At 72.0% G+C, this 17,446-nt stretch carries 15 protein-coding genes; 10 read left to right on the top strand and 5 right to left on the bottom strand.

The features are described 5' to 3' along the window. The first annotated feature begins 5 nt into the window (after positions 1-5). Positions 6-254 (top strand): Sec-independent protein translocase subunit TatA, encoded by a 249-nt coding sequence (gene tatA / locus ACH4G3_RS02135; RefSeq protein WP_397622637.1) that lies wholly within the window; start codon positions 6-8, stop codon positions 252-254. Here tatA and ACH4G3_RS02140 read toward each other — a convergent pair. The 3 genes from ACH4G3_RS02140 to ACH4G3_RS02150 all read right to left on the bottom strand — a co-directional run bounded on the left by ACH4G3_RS02140 (position 211) and on the right by ACH4G3_RS02150 (position 2,753). Then, positions 211-1,467 (bottom strand): cytochrome P450 family protein, encoded by a 1,257-nt coding sequence (locus ACH4G3_RS02140; RefSeq protein ID WP_397622638.1) that lies wholly within the window; start codon positions 1,465-1,467, stop codon positions 211-213. The genes tatA and ACH4G3_RS02140 overlap by 44 nt on opposite strands. A gap of 156 nt (positions 1,468-1,623) precedes the next feature. Continuing rightward, a complete protein-coding gene (locus ACH4G3_RS02145) occupies positions 1,624-2,082 on the bottom strand; it encodes a DUF6114 domain-containing protein (RefSeq protein ID WP_397622639.1) in 459 nt (152 codons plus the stop codon). Continuing rightward, positions 2,082-2,753, bottom strand: coding sequence for a DUF6230 family protein (locus tag ACH4G3_RS02150; protein WP_397622640.1), 672 nt, complete (start codon positions 2,751-2,753; stop codon positions 2,082-2,084). The genes ACH4G3_RS02145 and ACH4G3_RS02150 overlap by 1 nt, the downstream gene beginning before the upstream one ends. 685 nt (positions 2,754-3,438) lie before the next feature. On the opposite strand from ACH4G3_RS02150, the gene ACH4G3_RS02155 reads away from it, so the two are divergent. Then, a complete protein-coding gene (locus ACH4G3_RS02155) occupies positions 3,439-4,080 on the top strand; it encodes a Tat pathway signal sequence domain protein (RefSeq protein ID WP_397622641.1) in 642 nt (213 codons plus the stop codon). 18 nt (positions 4,081-4,098) lie between these two features. Here ACH4G3_RS02155 and ACH4G3_RS02160 read toward each other — a convergent pair whose 3' ends face one another. Beyond that, a complete protein-coding gene (locus tag ACH4G3_RS02160) occupies positions 4,099-4,992 on the bottom strand; it encodes a lytic polysaccharide monooxygenase (RefSeq protein ID WP_397622642.1) in 894 nt (297 codons plus the stop codon). Positions 4,993-5,344: 352 nt separating this feature from the next. On the opposite strand from ACH4G3_RS02160, the gene ACH4G3_RS02165 reads away from it, so the two are divergent. The 6 genes from ACH4G3_RS02165 (at position 5,345) to ACH4G3_RS02190 (ending at position 14,331) form a co-directional block, all read left to right on the top strand. Further along, positions 5,345-7,141, top strand: a complete 1,797-nt coding sequence (locus tag ACH4G3_RS02165; RefSeq protein ID WP_397622643.1) for a S8 family peptidase — start codon at positions 5,345-5,347, stop codon at positions 7,139-7,141. Positions 7,142-7,441: 300 nt separating this feature from the next. Beyond that, entirely contained in the window at positions 7,442-8,089 is a 648-nt protein-coding gene (locus ACH4G3_RS02170; RefSeq protein WP_020273182.1) for a ScbR family autoregulator-binding transcription factor, read from the top strand. A gap of 87 nt (positions 8,090-8,176) precedes the next feature. Continuing rightward, positions 8,177-9,358 carry a damage-control phosphatase ARMT1 family protein gene (locus ACH4G3_RS02175; protein WP_397622644.1) on the top strand — a complete coding sequence of 394 codons (1,182 nt, stop codon included), beginning with the start codon at positions 8,177-8,179 and terminating at the stop codon, positions 9,356-9,358. A gap of 112 nt (positions 9,359-9,470) precedes the next feature. After that, on the top strand, positions 9,471-11,636 hold the full coding sequence (gene cyc2 / locus ACH4G3_RS02180; RefSeq protein ID WP_397622645.1) for a germacradienol/geosmin synthase Cyc2: 2,166 nt from the start codon (positions 9,471-9,473) through the stop codon (positions 11,634-11,636). Between the two features lie 148 nt (positions 11,637-11,784). Continuing rightward, positions 11,785-13,629 carry an O-aminophenol oxidase PhsA gene (gene phsA / locus ACH4G3_RS02185; RefSeq protein WP_397623359.1) on the top strand — a complete coding sequence of 615 codons (1,845 nt, stop codon included), beginning with the start codon at positions 11,785-11,787 and terminating at the stop codon, positions 13,627-13,629. Between the two features lie 141 nt (positions 13,630-13,770). Next, positions 13,771-14,331 (top strand): PDZ domain-containing protein, encoded by a 561-nt coding sequence (locus tag ACH4G3_RS02190; protein ID WP_397622646.1) that lies wholly within the window; start codon positions 13,771-13,773, stop codon positions 14,329-14,331. On the opposite strand, the gene ACH4G3_RS02195 is transcribed toward ACH4G3_RS02190, so the two are convergent. Next, a complete protein-coding gene (locus ACH4G3_RS02195) occupies positions 14,324-15,079 on the bottom strand; it encodes a phosphodiesterase (protein WP_397622647.1) in 756 nt (251 codons plus the stop codon). The two genes, ACH4G3_RS02190 and ACH4G3_RS02195, sit on opposite strands and share 8 nt — an antisense overlap. 185 nt (positions 15,080-15,264) lie before the next feature. Between ACH4G3_RS02195 and ACH4G3_RS02200 the strand changes: the two genes are divergently transcribed. Together ACH4G3_RS02200 and ACH4G3_RS02205 are read left to right on the top strand one after the other, a co-directional pair. After that, the gene (locus ACH4G3_RS02200; RefSeq protein ID WP_397622648.1) at positions 15,265-16,392 is read left to right on the top strand and encodes an aminopeptidase P family protein; all 1,128 of its coding nucleotides are present in this window, start codon (positions 15,265-15,267) and stop codon (positions 16,390-16,392) included. Between the two features lie 47 nt (positions 16,393-16,439). Beyond that, a complete protein-coding gene (locus ACH4G3_RS02205; protein WP_397623360.1) occupies positions 16,440-17,444 on the top strand; it encodes an aminoglycoside phosphotransferase family protein in 1,005 nt (334 codons plus the stop codon). Positions 17,445-17,446: the final 2 nt, after the last annotated feature.

The following is a 17,446-nucleotide window of genomic DNA, read 5'->3' on the forward strand; positions in this document are numbered from 1 at the left end:
ATGACGTGCTGCGCAACGGACTGGAGCCCTGGCATCTGCTGATCGTGGCGATCGTCGTGATCGTCCTGTTCGGCTCGAAGAAACTGCCCGACACGGCACGTTCACTGGGCCGCTCGATGCGGATCCTCAAGAGCGAGGCGAGGGCGCTGAAGGAGGAGGGCGCGGCGGACCCGGCCTCCGGAGATCCGGCCGGGCCCGCCGCGCAGCCCGTCAGCCCGTCAGGACCGGCAGCGACCGATGGCCGTGGGAGATGAACGAGTCCACCGGCCGCAGCTCGTCCGCCGGTACGGCGAGAGCGAGGCCGGGGAACCGTTCGAACAGGGCCGGCAGGGCCACGCGTGCCTCCAGCCGGCCGAGCGGGGCGCCCAGGCAGTGGTGGACGCCGTAGCCGAAGGCCAGATGGTCCTTCACGGCGCGGGTGACGTCGAAGGTGCCGGCGTCCGGGCCGTGCTGCTCCGGGTCGCGTCCGGCGGCGGCGTACGCGGCGAGGATCGCCTCGCCCTTGCGGATCACACTGCCCTCCGGGCCGCCCAGTTCACCGAGGGGCAGGTCCTCGACGGCGTACCGCAGCGGCAGGCTGGCCACCGGTGCCTCGGCGCGCAGGGTCTCCTCGATCACATCGTCCCAGGAGGCGCGACCGGCGCGGACGTGCGCGAGCTGGCCGGGGTGGGTGAGCAGCGCGTGGACGGCGTTGTCGAGCAGGTTGACCGTCGTCTCGTGGCCGGCGCTGATCATCAGCATCAGCGTGTCGAGCAGCTCCTGCTCGCTGAGCCGCGTACCGCTCTCCTCCTCGCGGGCCGCGATCAGCGCGCTGGTCAGGTCGTCGCCGGGTGCCGCCCGCTTCACGGCGACGAGCTCACCGAGGACGGCGTAGAACCGGGCGTAGGTGTCGGCGACTTCGGTCGCGTCGGCCGAGGTGTGGAAGACGCCGTCCACCACGGCGCGCAGCTCGGGCCCCAGCTCCTCGGGTAATCCGAGCAGTTCGCCGATGACCTGGATGGGCAGCGGATAGCAGAACTCCTCCCGCAGATCGACCGCGTGGCCGTCCGCCCCACCGCCCGCCCCGGCCTTGGCGACCCGGTCGAGCAGCGCCGCGGTGATCTCCTCGATCCGGGGCCGCAGCGCGGCGGTGCGGCGGGCGGTGAACGCCTTGGAGACGATGGTGCGCAGCCGTTTGTGGTCGGTTCCGTAGGCCGTGAACATGTTCTGCACCGCGACCCAGGTGAACAGCGGCCAGTCCGGTGAGACCTCGCCGTCGAGCCAGCGGTGCCAGTGCCGGCGCGCGTCCTTCGACACCCGCGGGTCGGTGAGCAGCCGCTTCAGCAGCGGGGCGCTGCTGACCGCCCAGGCCGGGACGCCGTGGGGGAGCTCGACGGGGGTGACGGGTCCGCGCTCGCGGATCCGGGCGGCCTCGCCGTGGATGTCGCGGCCGGTCGGGTCGATCACTATCGGTTGTGTGAACTCCATCGGACTCTCTCCCTGGGCTGGAGGCAGCGGTTCGCAGGGCACGCGGACGCCTCGTGGGCGGGCGCGTGCCACGTCCAGCCAAGGGGCCGCGGCCGGGTGGCGCCAGGGGGTCGAGAATCACTGGCCTGTTTCAGGCGGTCTGGCCGGCAGCCTGTTTCAGGCGTTCTGGCCGGCCTCCCGCTCCACGGGCTGAGCCACCGCCTTCGCGGCCCGTACCGCCTTCCTGCGCTGCCGCCGGCTGACGCGCGGCTCCTGGTCCGGCAGCCAGCCGAAGGTGAGGCAGCTGCCGACCACGCCCAGGAGCAGGCCGACGAAGAAGCCGCCCAGGTTCGAGGTCAGCCAGGTCCCCAGGGAGACCAGCACCCCGATGACCGAGTAGAACAGGCGCTGGGAGGGGTTGAAGAGGATCAGCACGCCGCACAGCAGCATCACGGCCGGGAGCAGGTAGCCGGCCAGGCCCTGCATGCCGACGTGCAGGATGACGTCCAGCGACGCCTTGAGGGTGAGCAGGACCTCCGCCCCGCCCAGGGCGAGCAGCAGCCCGCCCCAGAAGGGACGGCCCGCCCGCCACCGGCGGAAGGCGGGCCGGATCTTCCCGCGTGGACCGCCGGGCATCAGCAACCCGACCCGCTGAAGCCCAGTTTCAGCCCGGGCAGCTTGAACACACCGGCTGTCGTGGCGTAGTTGGTCTGCCGCAGGTTGGCGATGTGCACCGTGTCGGACTGCTGGCTGAACACGCCCTTCGGCCCGCGGCCCTTCGGCCCGGCCTTGTTCAGCGTGCTGGCGTCGTTGCCGATCTCGATGTTGTTGAAGGCCGCGTCGCCCGTGAGCTCCGTCGAGTCGGTGGTCAGGTCGCTGGCCCGGACCTTCGCCGCGCCCTCACCCGCCCTGATGACCAGGTTCGTGCCGCCCAGGTCCACGCTCTGGCACAGCTTGCTGAGCGTCGCCTCCTTGATCACGGAGGTGACGACCAGGACCTGACCGCCGGTGTCACCCGCGTTGGGGCTGCCCTCGGCCATCTCGTCCAGACCGCCGAACTGCGCGAAACCGGTGCCGTTCAGCTCGGTGGCGGTGACCGTGAACGGCATGCCGGAGATGGCGAACTGCACGCCCAGTGCCCCCTCGGCCGTGAGGATCGCGAGGCCGGCGGCGACCGCGGCGGCCGGCACCGCCATCACGGCGGCCCGGCGTGCCCGGACCCGCCCGCGGCGGGCGGGAACGTCACCGGTGTCCGCGGCGGCGGAACCTTCCGGTCTGTCGGAGGTGTTCTCGGCGGAGGAGGTCATGTCTGCTCCAGGTGCATGTCGGTGCGGATCGGACTTCGTGGCACGTTGCGACGTTGGTGGCGCATTGCGACTCGGATGGCACGTTGCCCTGGCGCGGACACCGACCGCGTACGCACGTCTCCCCGCAACTCCCGGTGGTTGCAAGGGCTTTCTCGTTACGCCGCAGTAGCCGACTCGAAGTTACCGGGGGTTACATGAAGGGTCAAGGGAAGTGTGAACAAAGAGTGTCGAATGTGCGCCGCATGTGAGTCACCGCCCTTCGGAAAGTCTCAGCGAACGCACAACTCCCTTGCAAAGCCTTGACGTTGACAGACCCGCAGGTCTACAACTCTCCTCGTCCCACCGGATCCGTGGCGCCGGGTCCGCCGCGCGGCACCGTCCGCGTGTCCCGGAACCGCTCGTCCCGTACGGACATCTCGCCGCCCGGTGCGTCCGCACGGGCTTTCCACTGCACGGGTCCGACCCTCAACGGCACCGGCACGGGCCCTTCCCCGGTGCGCCGCGCCACCAGCCACCCCCCGCCCGGCCCGGCCGACGGCCCGTCCCCGTGCGTGCCTCCGGCCGGTCACCGGTCTGCCGTTGCCGGTCCGTCACGTACGGAGAAGGCGTGACGGGCCGGCAACGGCGGACGCCGAACCGCGTCCCCGGCACCCTCACCCCCCGCTCAGAGAAGAGGTACACCCGCATGCGTACACGCACCCTCCTCACCCTCACCGCCGCCGTCGCCGCCCTGGGGCTCGCCGCCCCCGCCTCGGCGGCCGAAACCCCCGTCCTGACCACCACCGACGGCGCGGCCGTCGCGGTCGGCGACGTCCTCAACGCCTCCCTGGCGAGCGGCACCGCCGCCACCTTCTACTCCAGCGCGACCGGCACCAGCGGCATCTCGTGCACCTCGTCGGCGTTCGCCGCCACCGTCACCGACAACCCGGCCGCTCCCGGCACCGCCACCGAGTCCCTGACCTCGCACACCTTCGACACCAGCGGCTGCACCGCCAACGTCGTCGGAGTGCTCGGTGTCAGCGGCATCACCGTCGACAACCTGCCCTACACCACCAGCGTGTCCTCGGACGGCACCGTCTCCGTGACCCCGGGCGCCGGCTCCGCCATCCAGTCCACGGTCAGGCTGCGCACCCTGCTCGGCACCATCAACTGCGTCTACCAGGCCCCCAGCCTGACCGGCAAGGCGAGCAACGCCGACAACAGCATCTCCTTCACCAACCAGCAGTTCACGAAGACGTCCGGCTCGTCGCTGTGCTTCGCCAACGCCTTCTTCACCGCCAAGTACGCCCCGGTGACCAAGGGAGGCGTCGCCGTCAACGTCAACTGACGGCCGATGAGCGCCGGTTCAGCGCCGACGCAGCCGTGCCGCCAGGGCGGCGCCGCCGGTGAGCACCAGCACCGCCGCGGCGCCGCCCGCCAGCATGGGCGTGGACGGGCCGGAGGCGGGCTCGGAGACCGGCTCGGAGACGGGCTCGGAGAGGGAGGCGGGCGGGGCGCTCTCCTTCGCCCCTCCCTGAGCCTCCTTCCGCTCCTGCTCCTGCTCCTGCCTCTTCTCCGGGAGCGCCGTGTCCTTCTTCTCCGGGGGCGCCGCCTCCTTCTTCTCCGGGAACACCACGTCCGAGCACGAGTAATACGTGTCCGGCGTACTGGTGTTCTGCCAGACCGTGTACAGCACGTGCCGCCCGGTCCGGTCGGACGGCAGGGTCGCCTCGAAGCGGTACGCGCCGTCCGTCAGGGCCGGGTCCGTCACCTCGGCGAACGGCTTCTCGGGCAGGTCGGACCAGGACAGCGGCCCGGCCGGGTCGTAGCCGGGCTTCGTCAGGTACATCCGGAACGTGCCGGTGTGCGGGATCGTCGAGACGTACCGCATGGTCAGCGTCTCGCCCGGCGTCATCCGGGTCGCCGGCCAGTCGGCGCGGGCGAGGTCGAGCCCCTGGTAGCCGGGCAGGCCCCCGCTGCACAGCTCCCCGTCGGGGACGACCTGCCGGTCCCGGCCGTCCACGTTCGCCACCCGCAGGTTGTCCCACGCCGTGAAGGGCGCGCCGTTCGCGGTGACGGCCGCGCGGCAGGCCGCCGAGCCCGCCCGGTCGCCGCCCTCGGGGGAGCAGGCCACCACCCGGCTCACCGGATCCGTCGGCGCACCGTGCGCCCGCGCCGGCTCCGCCGCCCACAGCGGCAGCAGCAACGGGGTCACGAGGGCGGCCGCGAGTGCGGCGCGGTGTGCGGTCGTACGGGGCATCCGTCTGCGTCTCCTCGGCCGGGCCGGAGCGGTCGGTAGTGCAATACGGGCAACCGGCCCGGTGCGTTCACCGCGCCACGACCTGTTCGAAAAGGGGTTCATTCGCGCCCAACTGCCCGCCATAGAGGGTGGGTTTCAGGCCGGATCGAGGGTTTCCCCCGTATCCCGATGACCTGCCCTTTGCCTATCGTTCGACCACAGCTGACCCACAGGTAACCCCGAACGGGTCGCTCCCCACACGCCTGGCCGGCCACCGCGTCGCTCTTTCGAACCACCCCCCTCCGCTTCAGCGAGGAAGCGCATCCACCGCCGCTCCGCCCAGCCCGGAGTCCGGCCACGAAAGGCAACGACCGTGCGTATCTCCCCAGAGTTCAGACGGAAGCTGATATCCGTCGCCGCTGTCTCCGCCGCCCTGCTGACCGCCGCCCCCGCGTCGGTCGCCGTCGCCCAGGAGACCGCCCCCGGGCCCGCCGCCGTCCCGGCCGCCCGGACCGAGGCCGCCCCCGGCACCCCGGCCGAGCGGCTCATCGTCGGCTACAAGTCCGGCGCGACCGAGGCGAAGTCCGACAAGGCCGCCGCCGCCGACGCCGCCGCCAAGGCCGAGAAGACCGGCGAGGACGTCGACTTCCAGCGCCGCCTCGGCACCGGCGCCGCCCTCGTCGACCTGGGCACCGACCCCGCCCGGGCGGACGTCGCCGACGTCGTCGCCCAGTACCAGGCCGACCCGCAGGTCGCCTACGTCGTGCCGGACCGCCTGAACAAGCCGACCGCCACCCCGAACGACACCGACTACGGCAAGCAGTGGGACCTGTTCGAGTCCACCGCGGGCATGAACGTCCCGGCCGCCTGGGACACCACCACCGGCAGCGGCGTCACCGTCGCCGTCATCGACACCGGCTACGTCACCCACTCCGACCTGGCCGCGAACATCGTCGGCGGCTACGACTTCATCTCCGACACCGCCGTCTCCGTCGACGGCAACGGCCGTGACAGCAACCCGGCCGACCCGGGCGACTGGTACAACGACAACGAGTGCGGCCAGGGCATCCCGGCCTCCGGCTCCTCCTGGCACGGCACCCACGTGGCCGGCACGATCGCCGCAGCCACCAACAACAGCAAGGGCATCGCCGGTATCGCCCACGGCGCGAAGATCTCCCCGGTCCGCGTCCTCGGCAAGTGCGGCGGCTACGACTCCGACATCATCGACGCCATCACCTGGGCGTCCGGCGGGACCGTCTCCGGCGTCCCCGCCAACACCAACGTCGCCAAGGTCATCAACATGAGCCTCGGCGGGAGCGGCGCCTGCTCCAGCGCGACGCAGAGCGCCATCAACGCCGCCGTGAGCCGCGGCACCTCGGTCGTCGTCGCGGCCGGCAACGAGAACCAGAACGTCTCCAATGCCTCTCCGGCTAACTGCAACAACGTCATCGCGGTCGCCGCGACCAACCGCGCCGGCAGCCGGGCCTCGTACTCCAACTACGGCTCGCTCGTGGACATCTCCGCCCCCGGCGGCGAGACCCGCACCTCCACCGCCAACGGCATTCTGTCCACGCTGAACTCCGGCACGAAGACGCCGTCGAGCGAGAGCTACGCCTACTACCAGGGCACCAGCATGGCCACCCCGCACGTCGCGGGCCTCGCCGCGCTGATGAAGTCGGCCAACTCCGCCCTCACCCCGGCGCAGATCGAGTCGGCCATCAAGGCCAACGCCCGTCCGCTGCCCGGCACCTGCTCCGGCGGCTGCGGCGCCGGCCTCGCGGACGCCGCGAAGACGGTCCAGGCCGTCAAGGGCGGTTCGTCCACCGGCACGACCTTCTCCAGCACCACCGCCGTCGCCATCCCCGACAACGGCGCGGCGATCGAGTCGCCGATCAGCGTCACCGGCCGCAGCGGCAACGCCCCCTCCGCCCTCCAGGTCGGCGTCGACATCACCCACACCTACCGCGGCGACCTCGTCATCGACCTGGTCGCACCGGACGGTTCGGCGTACCGTCTGAAGTCCGCCGCCTCGGACTCCGCCGACGACGTGAAGACCACCTACACGGTGAACGCCTCCGGCGAGAGCGCCAACGGCACCTGGAAGCTGCGCGTCCAGGACACCGCGGCGCAGGACACCGGCACGCTCAACGGCTGGAAGCTGACCTTCTGAACCTTCTGAATCTCCCGGTCCTCCTTCGGCGAGGACGGTGAACGGGCAGCTCACGAGCGGGCGGGCCGGCCGGTGCGGATGGGGCACCGGCCGGCCCGTCTTTACGTGCGGCCGCACAACCCCCACAGTTAGATACCGAACGCGCTGTTTTCTTTCACCAGTTGCGATTGTTTTGCCGGATGTGCACCCGCACTCCGGCACACTGGTGTGGTGAACGCCGTCTGAGGGTGAGTTATCGTGTACGGGGGGTAAAAACAAACGGCATGACCCGTTCATTTCTGTCCCGGGAGAGTTCAGTCGATGGCGAGGCAGTTGCGAGCCGAGCAGACCCGCTCGACGATCATCACGGCCGCCGCTGACCTGTTCGACCGTCGCGGCTACGAATCGACCAGTCTCAGCGACATCGTGGAGCACGCTCAGGTCACCAAGGGTGCCCTGTACTTCCACTTCGCGGCGAAGGAGGATCTCGCCCACGCGATCCTCGAACTCCAGTCGCACACCGCCCGGCGGCTGGCGGCGGAGACCGACCATCGCGGCCACACGTCCCTGGAGGCGCTGATGCGCCTCACGTTCGGCATCACCCGCATGTCGGTCGAGGACCCGGTCCTCAGGGCCGGACTGCGGCTCGCCACCGGCGGGATCCGGCCCCGCCCGCCGCTGAGCCATCCGTTCACGGAGTGGCTGGACATCGTCACGGCCCGATTGGTCGGCGCGGTCAAGGAGTCCGACGTCCACCCGGACATCGACATCGACGTCGTGGCCCACTCCCTGGTCTGTTTCTTCGTCGGCACCCGGGTCGTGGGCCGCTCCCGTGAGCCGGTCGCGCGCCAGCCCCGCCGGACGGCCGAGATGTGGAACATACTCATCCGCGGCCTGGTCCCGGTCACCCGCCGCGCCCGCTACCTGAGCCTGGCGGCCCGCCTGGAGCGGGAACTGGCGCCGGTCTGACGGGTTTTCGGCCGGGACGATCCGACGGGCCCGGCCGGGACGCCGGCCGGTTCGGTCGGGCGGGACGCCCGCGCTACGGTGAGCCGCATGCCCGACACCCCATCCGCACCCCTGCTCCTCGGCGACCAGCCGGGCTCCTTCCCCCACAGCGTGCTCGCCGAGCGGCACCCGGCCATCATCCGGCAGGTGCGCGACGCCTTCCCGTACGAGCCCTGGCAGCACCGCGCGCTCGACGAACTGCTGGCGAACTGCACCAAGGGCGAGATCGAACCGCTCCCCGCCGACGCGCACGACCGCGACCTCTGGGAGACCTGGGGGCTGCGCGAGTACGCCGGCCGGTCCTGGTTCGACGTGCCGTGGCTCTGGTCCGAGAGCTGGTTCTACCGCCGGCTCCTCCAGGCCGTCGGCTACTTCGGCCCCGGCCCCTGGCAGGGCATCGACCCCTTCCGCCCCTCCAAACTGGCCGAACTCGACTCCCCCGAGACCGACGAGGAACTGGCCGCGCTCGACGAACTCGCCGGCCGGACCGCCGGAGAACAGGCACAGGCCCTGCTGCACGGCTCCCTCTGGGGCAACCGCGCCGACCTCGGCTTCCGTCTCTCCGCCGAGGGCGCACGGGCCGCCGACGCCGCCCCCGGGCTGGTGGCCGACGACAGCGAGAGCCTGTGGGCCCTGCTCGGCGGCAGTGGCACGGGAACCCTGTGCCTCGTCGCCGACAACGCCGGCCGCGAACTCGTCCCCGACCTGCTCCTCATCGCCCACCTCCTGGCCCACGGGCGCATCGGACGGGCCGTGCTGCACGTCAAGCCCTACCCCTACTACGTCTCCGACGCCACCACCGCCGACGTCGTCGACGCACTGCGCCGCCTGACCGGCGCCGGGGGAGCGGCCGCCGAGTACGGACAGCGCCTGTGGTCCGCCCTGGCCGACGGCCGCCTGACCCTCCGCGCCCACCCCTTCTCCTGCGCTCCGCTGCCGTACGAGGAGATGCCCGCGGACCTGCGCGCCGACTTCGCCTCGGCCACGCTCACCGTCGTCAAGGGCGACCTCAACTACCGTCGCCTGGTGGGCGACCGGCTCTGGGCCCCGACCACGCCGTTCCCGGACGTCACCGCGTACTTCCCCGGCCCCGTCGCCGCCCTGCGCACCCTCAAGTCCGACGTGATCACCGGCCTCGACGCCCGCACCGAGGCCGAACTCGTCGCCGCGGAGGCCCAGCGCTGGCGCACCAGCGGCACCCACGCGCTGATCCAGGTGCGGCGGCCCTAGAGGATCCCACCAGCTCCGGCGAGAACTCCCGTACTCAGCCCCGATTCACGCGATGGTGTGATCATGTCCGGCGCCGTGGATGCCGCCGCGAGGCGCCGGGTAGGGCCCGGCCATGACGCAGCCGTTCGAACTCCCGCACTTCTACATGCCGCATCCCGCGCGGCTGAACCCCCATCTCGACGAGGCCCGGGCCCATTCGACCGAGTGGGCGCGCGAGATGGGCATGCTGGAGGGCTCCGGCGTCTGGGAACAGGCCGACCTCGACGCGCACGACTACGGCCTGCTCTGCGCCTACACCCACCCCGACTGCGACGGACCCGCCCTCTCCCTCATCACCGACTGGTACGTGTGGGTCTTCTTCTTCGACGACCACTTCCTGGAGAAGTACAAGCGCAGCCAGGACCGCGTCGCCGGCAAGGCCCACCTGGACCGGCTGCCCCTGTTCATGCCGCTGGACCTCTCGACTCCCGTACCGGAGCCGGAGAACCCGGTCGAGGCGGGCCTCGCCGACCTGTGGGCGCGGACGGTGCCGACGATGTCGCAGGACTGGCGCCGCCGCTTCGCCGTGGCGACCGAGCACCTGCTGAACGAGTCCCTGTGGGAGCTGTCCAACATCAACGAGGGACGGATCGCCAACCCCGTCGAGTACATCGAGATGCGCCGCAAGGTGGGCGGCGCCCCCTGGTCGGCGGGCCTCGTGGAGTACGCGACGGCCGAAGTGCCCGCGTCCGTCGCGCAGTCCAGGCCGCTCAGGGTGCTGATGGAGACGTTCTCCGACGCCGTGCACCTGCGCAACGACCTGTTCTCCTACCAGCGGGAGGTCGAGGACGAGGGCGAGAACAGCAACGGCGTGCTCGTCCTGGAGACCTTCTTCGGCTGCACCACCCAGGAGGCCGCGGACACCGTCAACGACGTCCTCACGTCCCGCCTCCACCAGTTCGAGCACACGGCGTTCACCGAAGTGCCCGCGGTGGCCCTGGAGAACGGGCTCACCCCCGGCGAGGTCGCGGCCGTGGCGGCGTACACCAAGGGGCTCCAGGACTGGCAGTCCGGCGGTCACGAGTGGCATCTGCGCTCCAGCCGCTACATGAACGAGAACGCGGTGCGCGGCGGCAGCCCATGGCCGGGATGCACCGGCATCGGCACCTCGGCCGCCGACGTCCGCGCCCTGCTCGCGACGGCCGGCGCGGAGCGGCTGCGCTCCTACACGCACGTGCCGTACCAGAAGGTGGGGCCGTCGCGGATCCCCGACATCCGCATGCCGTTCCCCCTGGAGCTCAGCCCGCACCTGGACAACGCCCGCCGGAGTCTGCGCGACTGGGCGGACCGCATGGGCATCCTCGCCGAGGGAGTCTGGGACGAGGACAAGCTCCGGGCCTACGACCTCGCGCTCTGCTCGGCAGGCCTCGACCCGGACGCCACCCCCGAGGCCCTCGACCTCAGCGCGCAGTGGCTCGCCTGGGGCACCTACGGCGACGACTACTACCCCCTGGTCTACGGCCACCGCCGTGACCTCGCCGCCGCCCGGCTGACCACGGCCCGGCTGTCCGACTGCATGCCCGTCGACGGCGATGAGCCGCTCCTCCCGGTCAACGCCATGGAGCGCGGCCTGCTCGACCTGTGGATGCGCACCACCGCGGAGATGACGCCCGAGGCGCGGCGCACCCTGAAGGACGCGATCAACGTCATGACCGAGAGCTGGGTGTGGGAGCTGTCCAACCAGCTCCAGAACCGCGTGCCCGACCCGGTCGACTACCTGGAGATGCGCCGGGCGACCTTCGGCTCCGACCTCACCCTGAGCCTGTGCCGGATGGGACACGGCCCGGCCGTCCCGCCCGAGGTCTACCGCAGCGGCCCGGTCCGCTCCCTGGAGAACGCCGCGATGGACTTCGCGTGCCTGCTCAACGACGTCTTCTCGTACCAGAAGGAGATCGAGTTCGAGGGCGAGATCCACAACGCGATCCTCGTCGTACAGACCTTCTTCGGCTGCGACTACCCGACCGGGCTCGGCATCGTGCACGACCTGATGAGCCAGCGCATGCGCCAGTTCGAGCACGTCGTCGAGCACGAACTGCCCGTCCTGTACGACGACTTCCAGCTCACGGAGGAAGCGCGCGCGGCCATGGGGACGTATGTGCAGGACCTGCGGAACTGGATGGCGGGCATCCTCAACTGGCATCGCGAGGTGGACCGCTACAAGGACGAGTGGTTGTCCCGGCGGGCCCACGGCTTCCTCCCGGACCGGCCGCCGGCCGTGCCTGTCCCCGCCTTCCGCTGAGCCGACGTTTTCCGGCCAGATCAACGCGGAACGGGACATGACGGAACCCTCGGTGGTGCGCCGGAAGTCTTCCTGGGTGAGGGGAACAGACAACGCACCACACGGGGGTTTCACCTTGACCGAGATCATCGACAAGCCGGCCGACGCCATGGACACGCGGGACCAGGCACCCGCCCCGGCCGAACTGACGCCGTACGTCGCGCCGCTGCCCGTCCCGCCCGTCCTGCGTCCCGCCTCCGGCGACGTCCTGCGCGAGACCGAGATCGCCCTGCGCCCCACCTGGGTGCGCCTGCACCCGCAGCTCCCGCCGACCCTGATGTGGGGCTACGACGGCCAGGTGCCGGGCCCGACGATCGAGGTCCGGCGCGGGCAGCGCGTGCGCATCGCCTGGACCAACCGCATCCCGAAGGACAGCGAGTACCCGGTCACCTCCGTCGAGGTGAAGCTGCGCCGGGACGGCCGCCCGCAGACCACCACCGAGCCGGGGCGCGACGGAGTCGAACCGAACAAGGACGTCGCGGCCCTGCCCGCCTGGTCCGTGACCCATCTGCACGGCGCGCAGACCGGCGGCGGCAACGACGGCTGGGCCGACAACGCGGTCGCCTTCGGCGACGCCCAGCTCTCCGAGTACCCGAACGACCACCAGGCGGTGCAGTGGTGGTACCACGACCACGCCATGAACATCACCCGGTGGAACGTGATGGCGGGCCTGTACGGCACCTACCTCGTCCGTGACGACGAGGAGGACGCCCTCCGTCTCCCGCGCGGGGAGCGGGAGATCCCGCTGCTGCTCGCCGACCGCAACCTCGACACCGACGAGGACGGCCGCCTCAACGGCCGGCTGCTGCACAAGACGGTGATCGTCCAGGACGAGAACCCGGAGACGGGCAAGCCGGTCTCCATCCCGTTCACCGGCCCGTACACCACCGTCAACGGCCGTATCTGGCCGTACGCCGACGTGGAGTCCGGCTGGTACCGGTTCCGGCTGGTCAACGCCTCCAACGCGCGGATCTACGACCTCGTCCTCGTCGACGAGGAGAACAACCCGGTCCCGGGCGTCCTCCACCAGATCGGCAGCGACGGCGGGCTGCTGCCGCGCCCCGTCCCGGTCGACTTCGACGAGAGCCTGCCGGCGCTGACCGCGGCCCCGGCCGAACGCTTCGACCTGCTGGCCGACTTCCGGGGGCTCGCGGGCCGAACACTGCGCCTGGTCAACAAGGGCCGCAACCAGCCGCCGGGTGTGCCGGACCCGGCGGGCGACGTGCCGTATCCGGCCGTCATGGAGTTCCGGATCGGGGAGACCTGCGAGCCGGACACCTTCGAGCTGCCCACGGTGCTCTCCGGCTCCTTCCGCCGCCTCACCCACGACATCGGGCACGACCACCGCCTGGTCGTCCTCACCCCGCCCGGCACGAAGGGCGCCGGCGGCCACCCCGAGATCTGGGAGATGGCGGAGGTCAAGAACCCGGGCGACATCCAGGTCCCCACCGAGGGCGTCATCCAGATCACCGGCCCCGACGGCAGGACCAAGACGTACCGGCGCACGGCACGCACGTTCAACGACGCCCTCGGCTACACCATCCCCGAGGGCAGCCACGAGCAGTGGAGCTTCCTCAACCTCGCGCCCATCGTCCACCCCATGCACATCCACCTCGCGGACTTCCAGCTCCTGGGCCGTGACGCCTACGACGTGTCGGGCTTCGACCCGGCGGTGGGCGGCACCCGCACGCCGATCCGCCACGACGCCGGCACCTCCATCCCGCTCGCACCCAACGAGCTCGGCTGGAAGGACGTCTTCCGGGTGCCCGGGAACCAGCTGCTGCGCGTCATGGGGAAGTTCGACGGCGCGCACGGCCGGTTCATGTACCACTGCCATCTGCTGGAGCACGAGGACATGGGCATGATGCGGCCGTTCGTCGTGATGCCCGCGCAGGTGCTGAAGTTCGACCACGGCGGCGCCCACGGCGGCCACGGGGAGGGCCACACGGGCTGACCGACCCGCCTGTCCGGCCGCCTCGGACCCGGTCAGTCTCACTCGTTCGTGGCTCGTCGGCCGCCGATGTGCCGGGTAGAGCATCTGCCGTGATCGTTCCGGGACCCGCCGGAGGCGATCGGCACCATCCGGAGGCGAGCCATGGAACAGACCGCTCTGCGACCCAAGCCGATGCCGGGTCAGGAGCCCGAGGGGGCGGCGAAGGCGACGGGGCCGGGCCCGTCACGGCCCCGTCTGCACGCCGCCCGGCGCCGTGGACGGCGGCTGCTCAACGTGCTGTTCGCCGGGTTCGCCGGCGCGGTCCTGGTCCTGTCCGGAATCGGCCTGGGGGCGATGGGCGCCACAGTGATCGGCAAGGGCGCAGGCATCGATCCGCGCGGGCGGCACACGCCGTCGCCGCCCGGCCCCACGCCGTCCGCCGCCGCGTCCGCGCCCGCCGCCGTGACCCTCGGCGTCGAGGTGATGGACACCGGGAAGCCGGGTGCCCTGGTCGTCGGGCTCCACGTCCCCGGGCCGGCCCAGGAGGCGGGGCTGGTCCGCGGCGACCTGCTCCTCGTCTTCGGCACGACCCGCATCGACACGGCCGCCGACCTGGCCCGGGCCGTCGCCCGCGCCCGCCCCGGCACCGAGGTGGAAGTGACGGTGCGGCACCGCAGCGGCGGGTACCAGCAGCTGACGGTCGTACCGGCCGTCGTCACGTGACCACCCTGAAGTGGCTGGTGAGCCGCCCCGTGTCGTCCAGGACGTGGAAGGCGATCCCGGGCGGCGCGTCCCGGTCGGCGATCTGCTCGCCCTCCCAGGGCAGCCGCAGCGTCCACGTCACGCCGGGGCCGATGACGAGCGGCCGCCCCGCGAACGAGGTCGCGGCGGGCGTGTGCGCGTGGCCGGTGACCAGACCGGCGATCTCGGGCCGGCGGGCCAGCAGTCCGGCCAGCCTGCCGGACTCCCGCAACCGGCAGGAGTCGGGCAGCGGGTGGTGCAGCGCCACCGGCGGGTGGTGGAAGGCGAGCAGGACCGGAAGGCCGCCGTCGAGTTCCTCGAGGGTCGTCTCGATCCAGTCGTACGTCTCCTCGTCCAGCTCCCCGTCGTCGCTGCCGGGGACGCTGGAGTCGCACATCAGCACGGCACCGTCGTCGAAGACCTGCACGCTGTTGACGGGGCCCTCCGCCCCCGGCAGGCCCAGCAGCGCCTTGCGGTAGGGCGCGCGGCTGTCGTGGTTGCCCGGGCAGGTCAGCACGGGGAACGGTGCGTCGCCGTCACGCAGCCCCAGGATGCGTGCGGCCTCCTCGTACTCCGGTTCCGTGCCGTGGTCCGCGATGTCGCCGGTCACCAGCAACGCGTCCACCTGGCCGGGCAGCTCCCGCAGTCGCTCGCACACCCGCTCGGCGCGCTCCGTCGCCCGCGCGCTCCCGTCCAGATGCAGATCGCTGATGTGTGCGAGTACGAGCACGGTCGTACGCCCCCTCGATCGAGCAATTAATGGATGCGGAGCATCTAAGCATTATCTCTAACGGCTGAGCAATCCTCTGCCATTAGTGGCGATGCTCGGGCGAAGTGCGCAGACGGCTCGCGCAGCCCCCTCCGGCCGGGCAGGATGCTGCCCGTAGCCCCTTCGTCCGTCCCTGGGAGGCCCGGATGTCAGGAAGCACGGCCGCGTCCTTCACCGCCGACGACTACCGGGCCCGTATGGAGCGCGCCGCGCGGACGGCCGCCGAGGCCGGTCTCGCGGGCCTGCTGGTGGCTCCGGGACCGGACCTGGTGTGGCTCACCGGCTACACGCCCCCGGCGGTCACCGAACGGCTCACCCTGCTGGTCCTCGCCGCCGGACAGGATCCCGTCCTCGTCGTGCCCGCGCTGGAGGCCCCGGACGCGCAGAAGGCGGCCGGCGCGCCCGCCCTGGCCCTGCGCGACTGGACCGACGGCAAGGACCCCTACGCCGCCACCGCCGCCCTGCTCGACGCCTCGGGCCGGTTCGGCATCAGCGACAACGCCTGGGCCCTGCACCTGCTGGCGTTGCAGCAGGCCCTGCCCGGCAGCTCCTACACGTCGCTCACCGAGGCCCTGCCGATGCTGCGCGCCGTGAAGGACACGGCGGAGCTGGAGCTCATGACGGCCGCGGGAGCCGCCGCCGACGCGACGTTCGAGGAGATCCGCGACGTCCCCTTCGCCGGCCGCCGGGAATCACAGGTGGCCGCCGACCTCGACCGGCTCCTGCGCCGGCACGGACACGAGCAGGTCGACTTCACCATCGTCGCCTCCGGCCCGAACGGCGCCAATCCGCACCACGAGGCCGGCGACCGCGTCATCGAACGCGGCGACATGGTCGTCCTCGACTTCGGCGGCCTGAAGGACGGCTACGGCTCCGACACCTCCCGCACGGTCCACGTCGGCGAACCCACCGACGAGGAGCGCCGCGTGCACGACATCGTGCGCGAGGCCCAGGAAGCGGGGTTCCGCGCCGTGCGGCCGGGCGCCGCCTGCCAGGACGTCGACCGGGCCGCCCGGGCGGTCATCGCAGGCGCAGGCTACGGCGAGTACTTCATCCACCGCACCGGACACGGCATCGGCGTCACCACCCACGAGCCGCCGTACATGATCGAGGGCGAGGAACGGCCCCTCGTGCCCGGCATGTGCTTCTCCGTGGAACCAGGCATCTATCTGCCCGGCCGGTTCGGCGTGCGCATCGAGGACATCGTGACCGTCACCGAGGACGGCGGGCGGCGTCTGAACACCACCTCCCGCGAGCTGGTCATAGTGGAGTGACGGCACCGATGTCCACCACACGCCTCCCGATCGGCAACGGCGCGACCATGACCCAGGCACCGACACCCACCGCGGACACCGTCCGCCGGCTGGTCCGTTCCCTGCTCAAGGACGGCGGCCAGGACGGCCGGGGCGGCCGGGGCGGCAGGGGCAGCAGGGGCGGCAAGGAGCCCGGGCAGGACAGGGGCCCCGCCGCGGGCCCCGACGTCCGGCCCGTCACCGAGGGCGCCGACCCGGCCACCTGGTGGGTCGGCTCCCGCCATGTGCTGCGCCTCGCCCCCGACCGCGAGGCCACCGTGCGCCAGCGCCGCGAACTGCGCCTGCGCGACCTCGTCCGCCCGCACGTCCCGGTGGCGGTGCCGGTCAGCGTGGCGCACGGCGAGTGGGCGCCCGGGCTGACCTATACGCTCGACACCAAGGTGCCGGGCGGCTCGGGCGAGGAGCACGACGTGTCCGCCGTCGGCGAGGCCGACCTCGCCGGACTGCTCTCGGGGCTGCGCGAGGTGCCCGTCCGGCAGGCCGAGACCCTCGGCGTGCCGCGTGCCGCGCCGCGCTCCCTGGAGGCGCTGCGCCGCGCCGCCGTACGCGCCGCCGAACGCCTCGCCGACGCCGACGAGTTCGACGCCACCCGCCTGAACCAGCTCACCGCGCCCGCCGCGGCCCAGCTCGCCGCCCAGTCCGGCTCGGCGGTCCTCACCCACCACGCGCTCACCGGCGGCCATCTCGTGGTCAGCGCCGACGGACGGGTGCGCGGCGTCCTCGGCTGGGCCGGCGCGGTCGTCGGTGACCCGGCCGAGGACATCGCGGGCCTCGCGCTCGCCGTCGGCTCACCCGCCGCCGTACGCGCCGCCACCCTCGCCGGCTACGGCGCCCGCCCCTGCCTGCGCGGCCTGTGGCTGGCCCGCTGCGACACGGTCGTCCACCTCGCCGGGGCCCTCACGGGCCGGGACCAGGGCCGGCTCACCCTGCTGCGGACGCAACTGCGCCGGGCCTGGGAGCCGATCCTCCTGGAACGCGTGACGGACCTGCGGGACACGGACGACGCCCTCTAGCC

Source organism: Streptomyces afghaniensis (assembly GCF_044327915.1).
Taxonomy (GTDB): domain Bacteria; phylum Actinomycetota; class Actinomycetes; order Streptomycetales; family Streptomycetaceae; genus Streptomyces; species Streptomyces afghaniensis.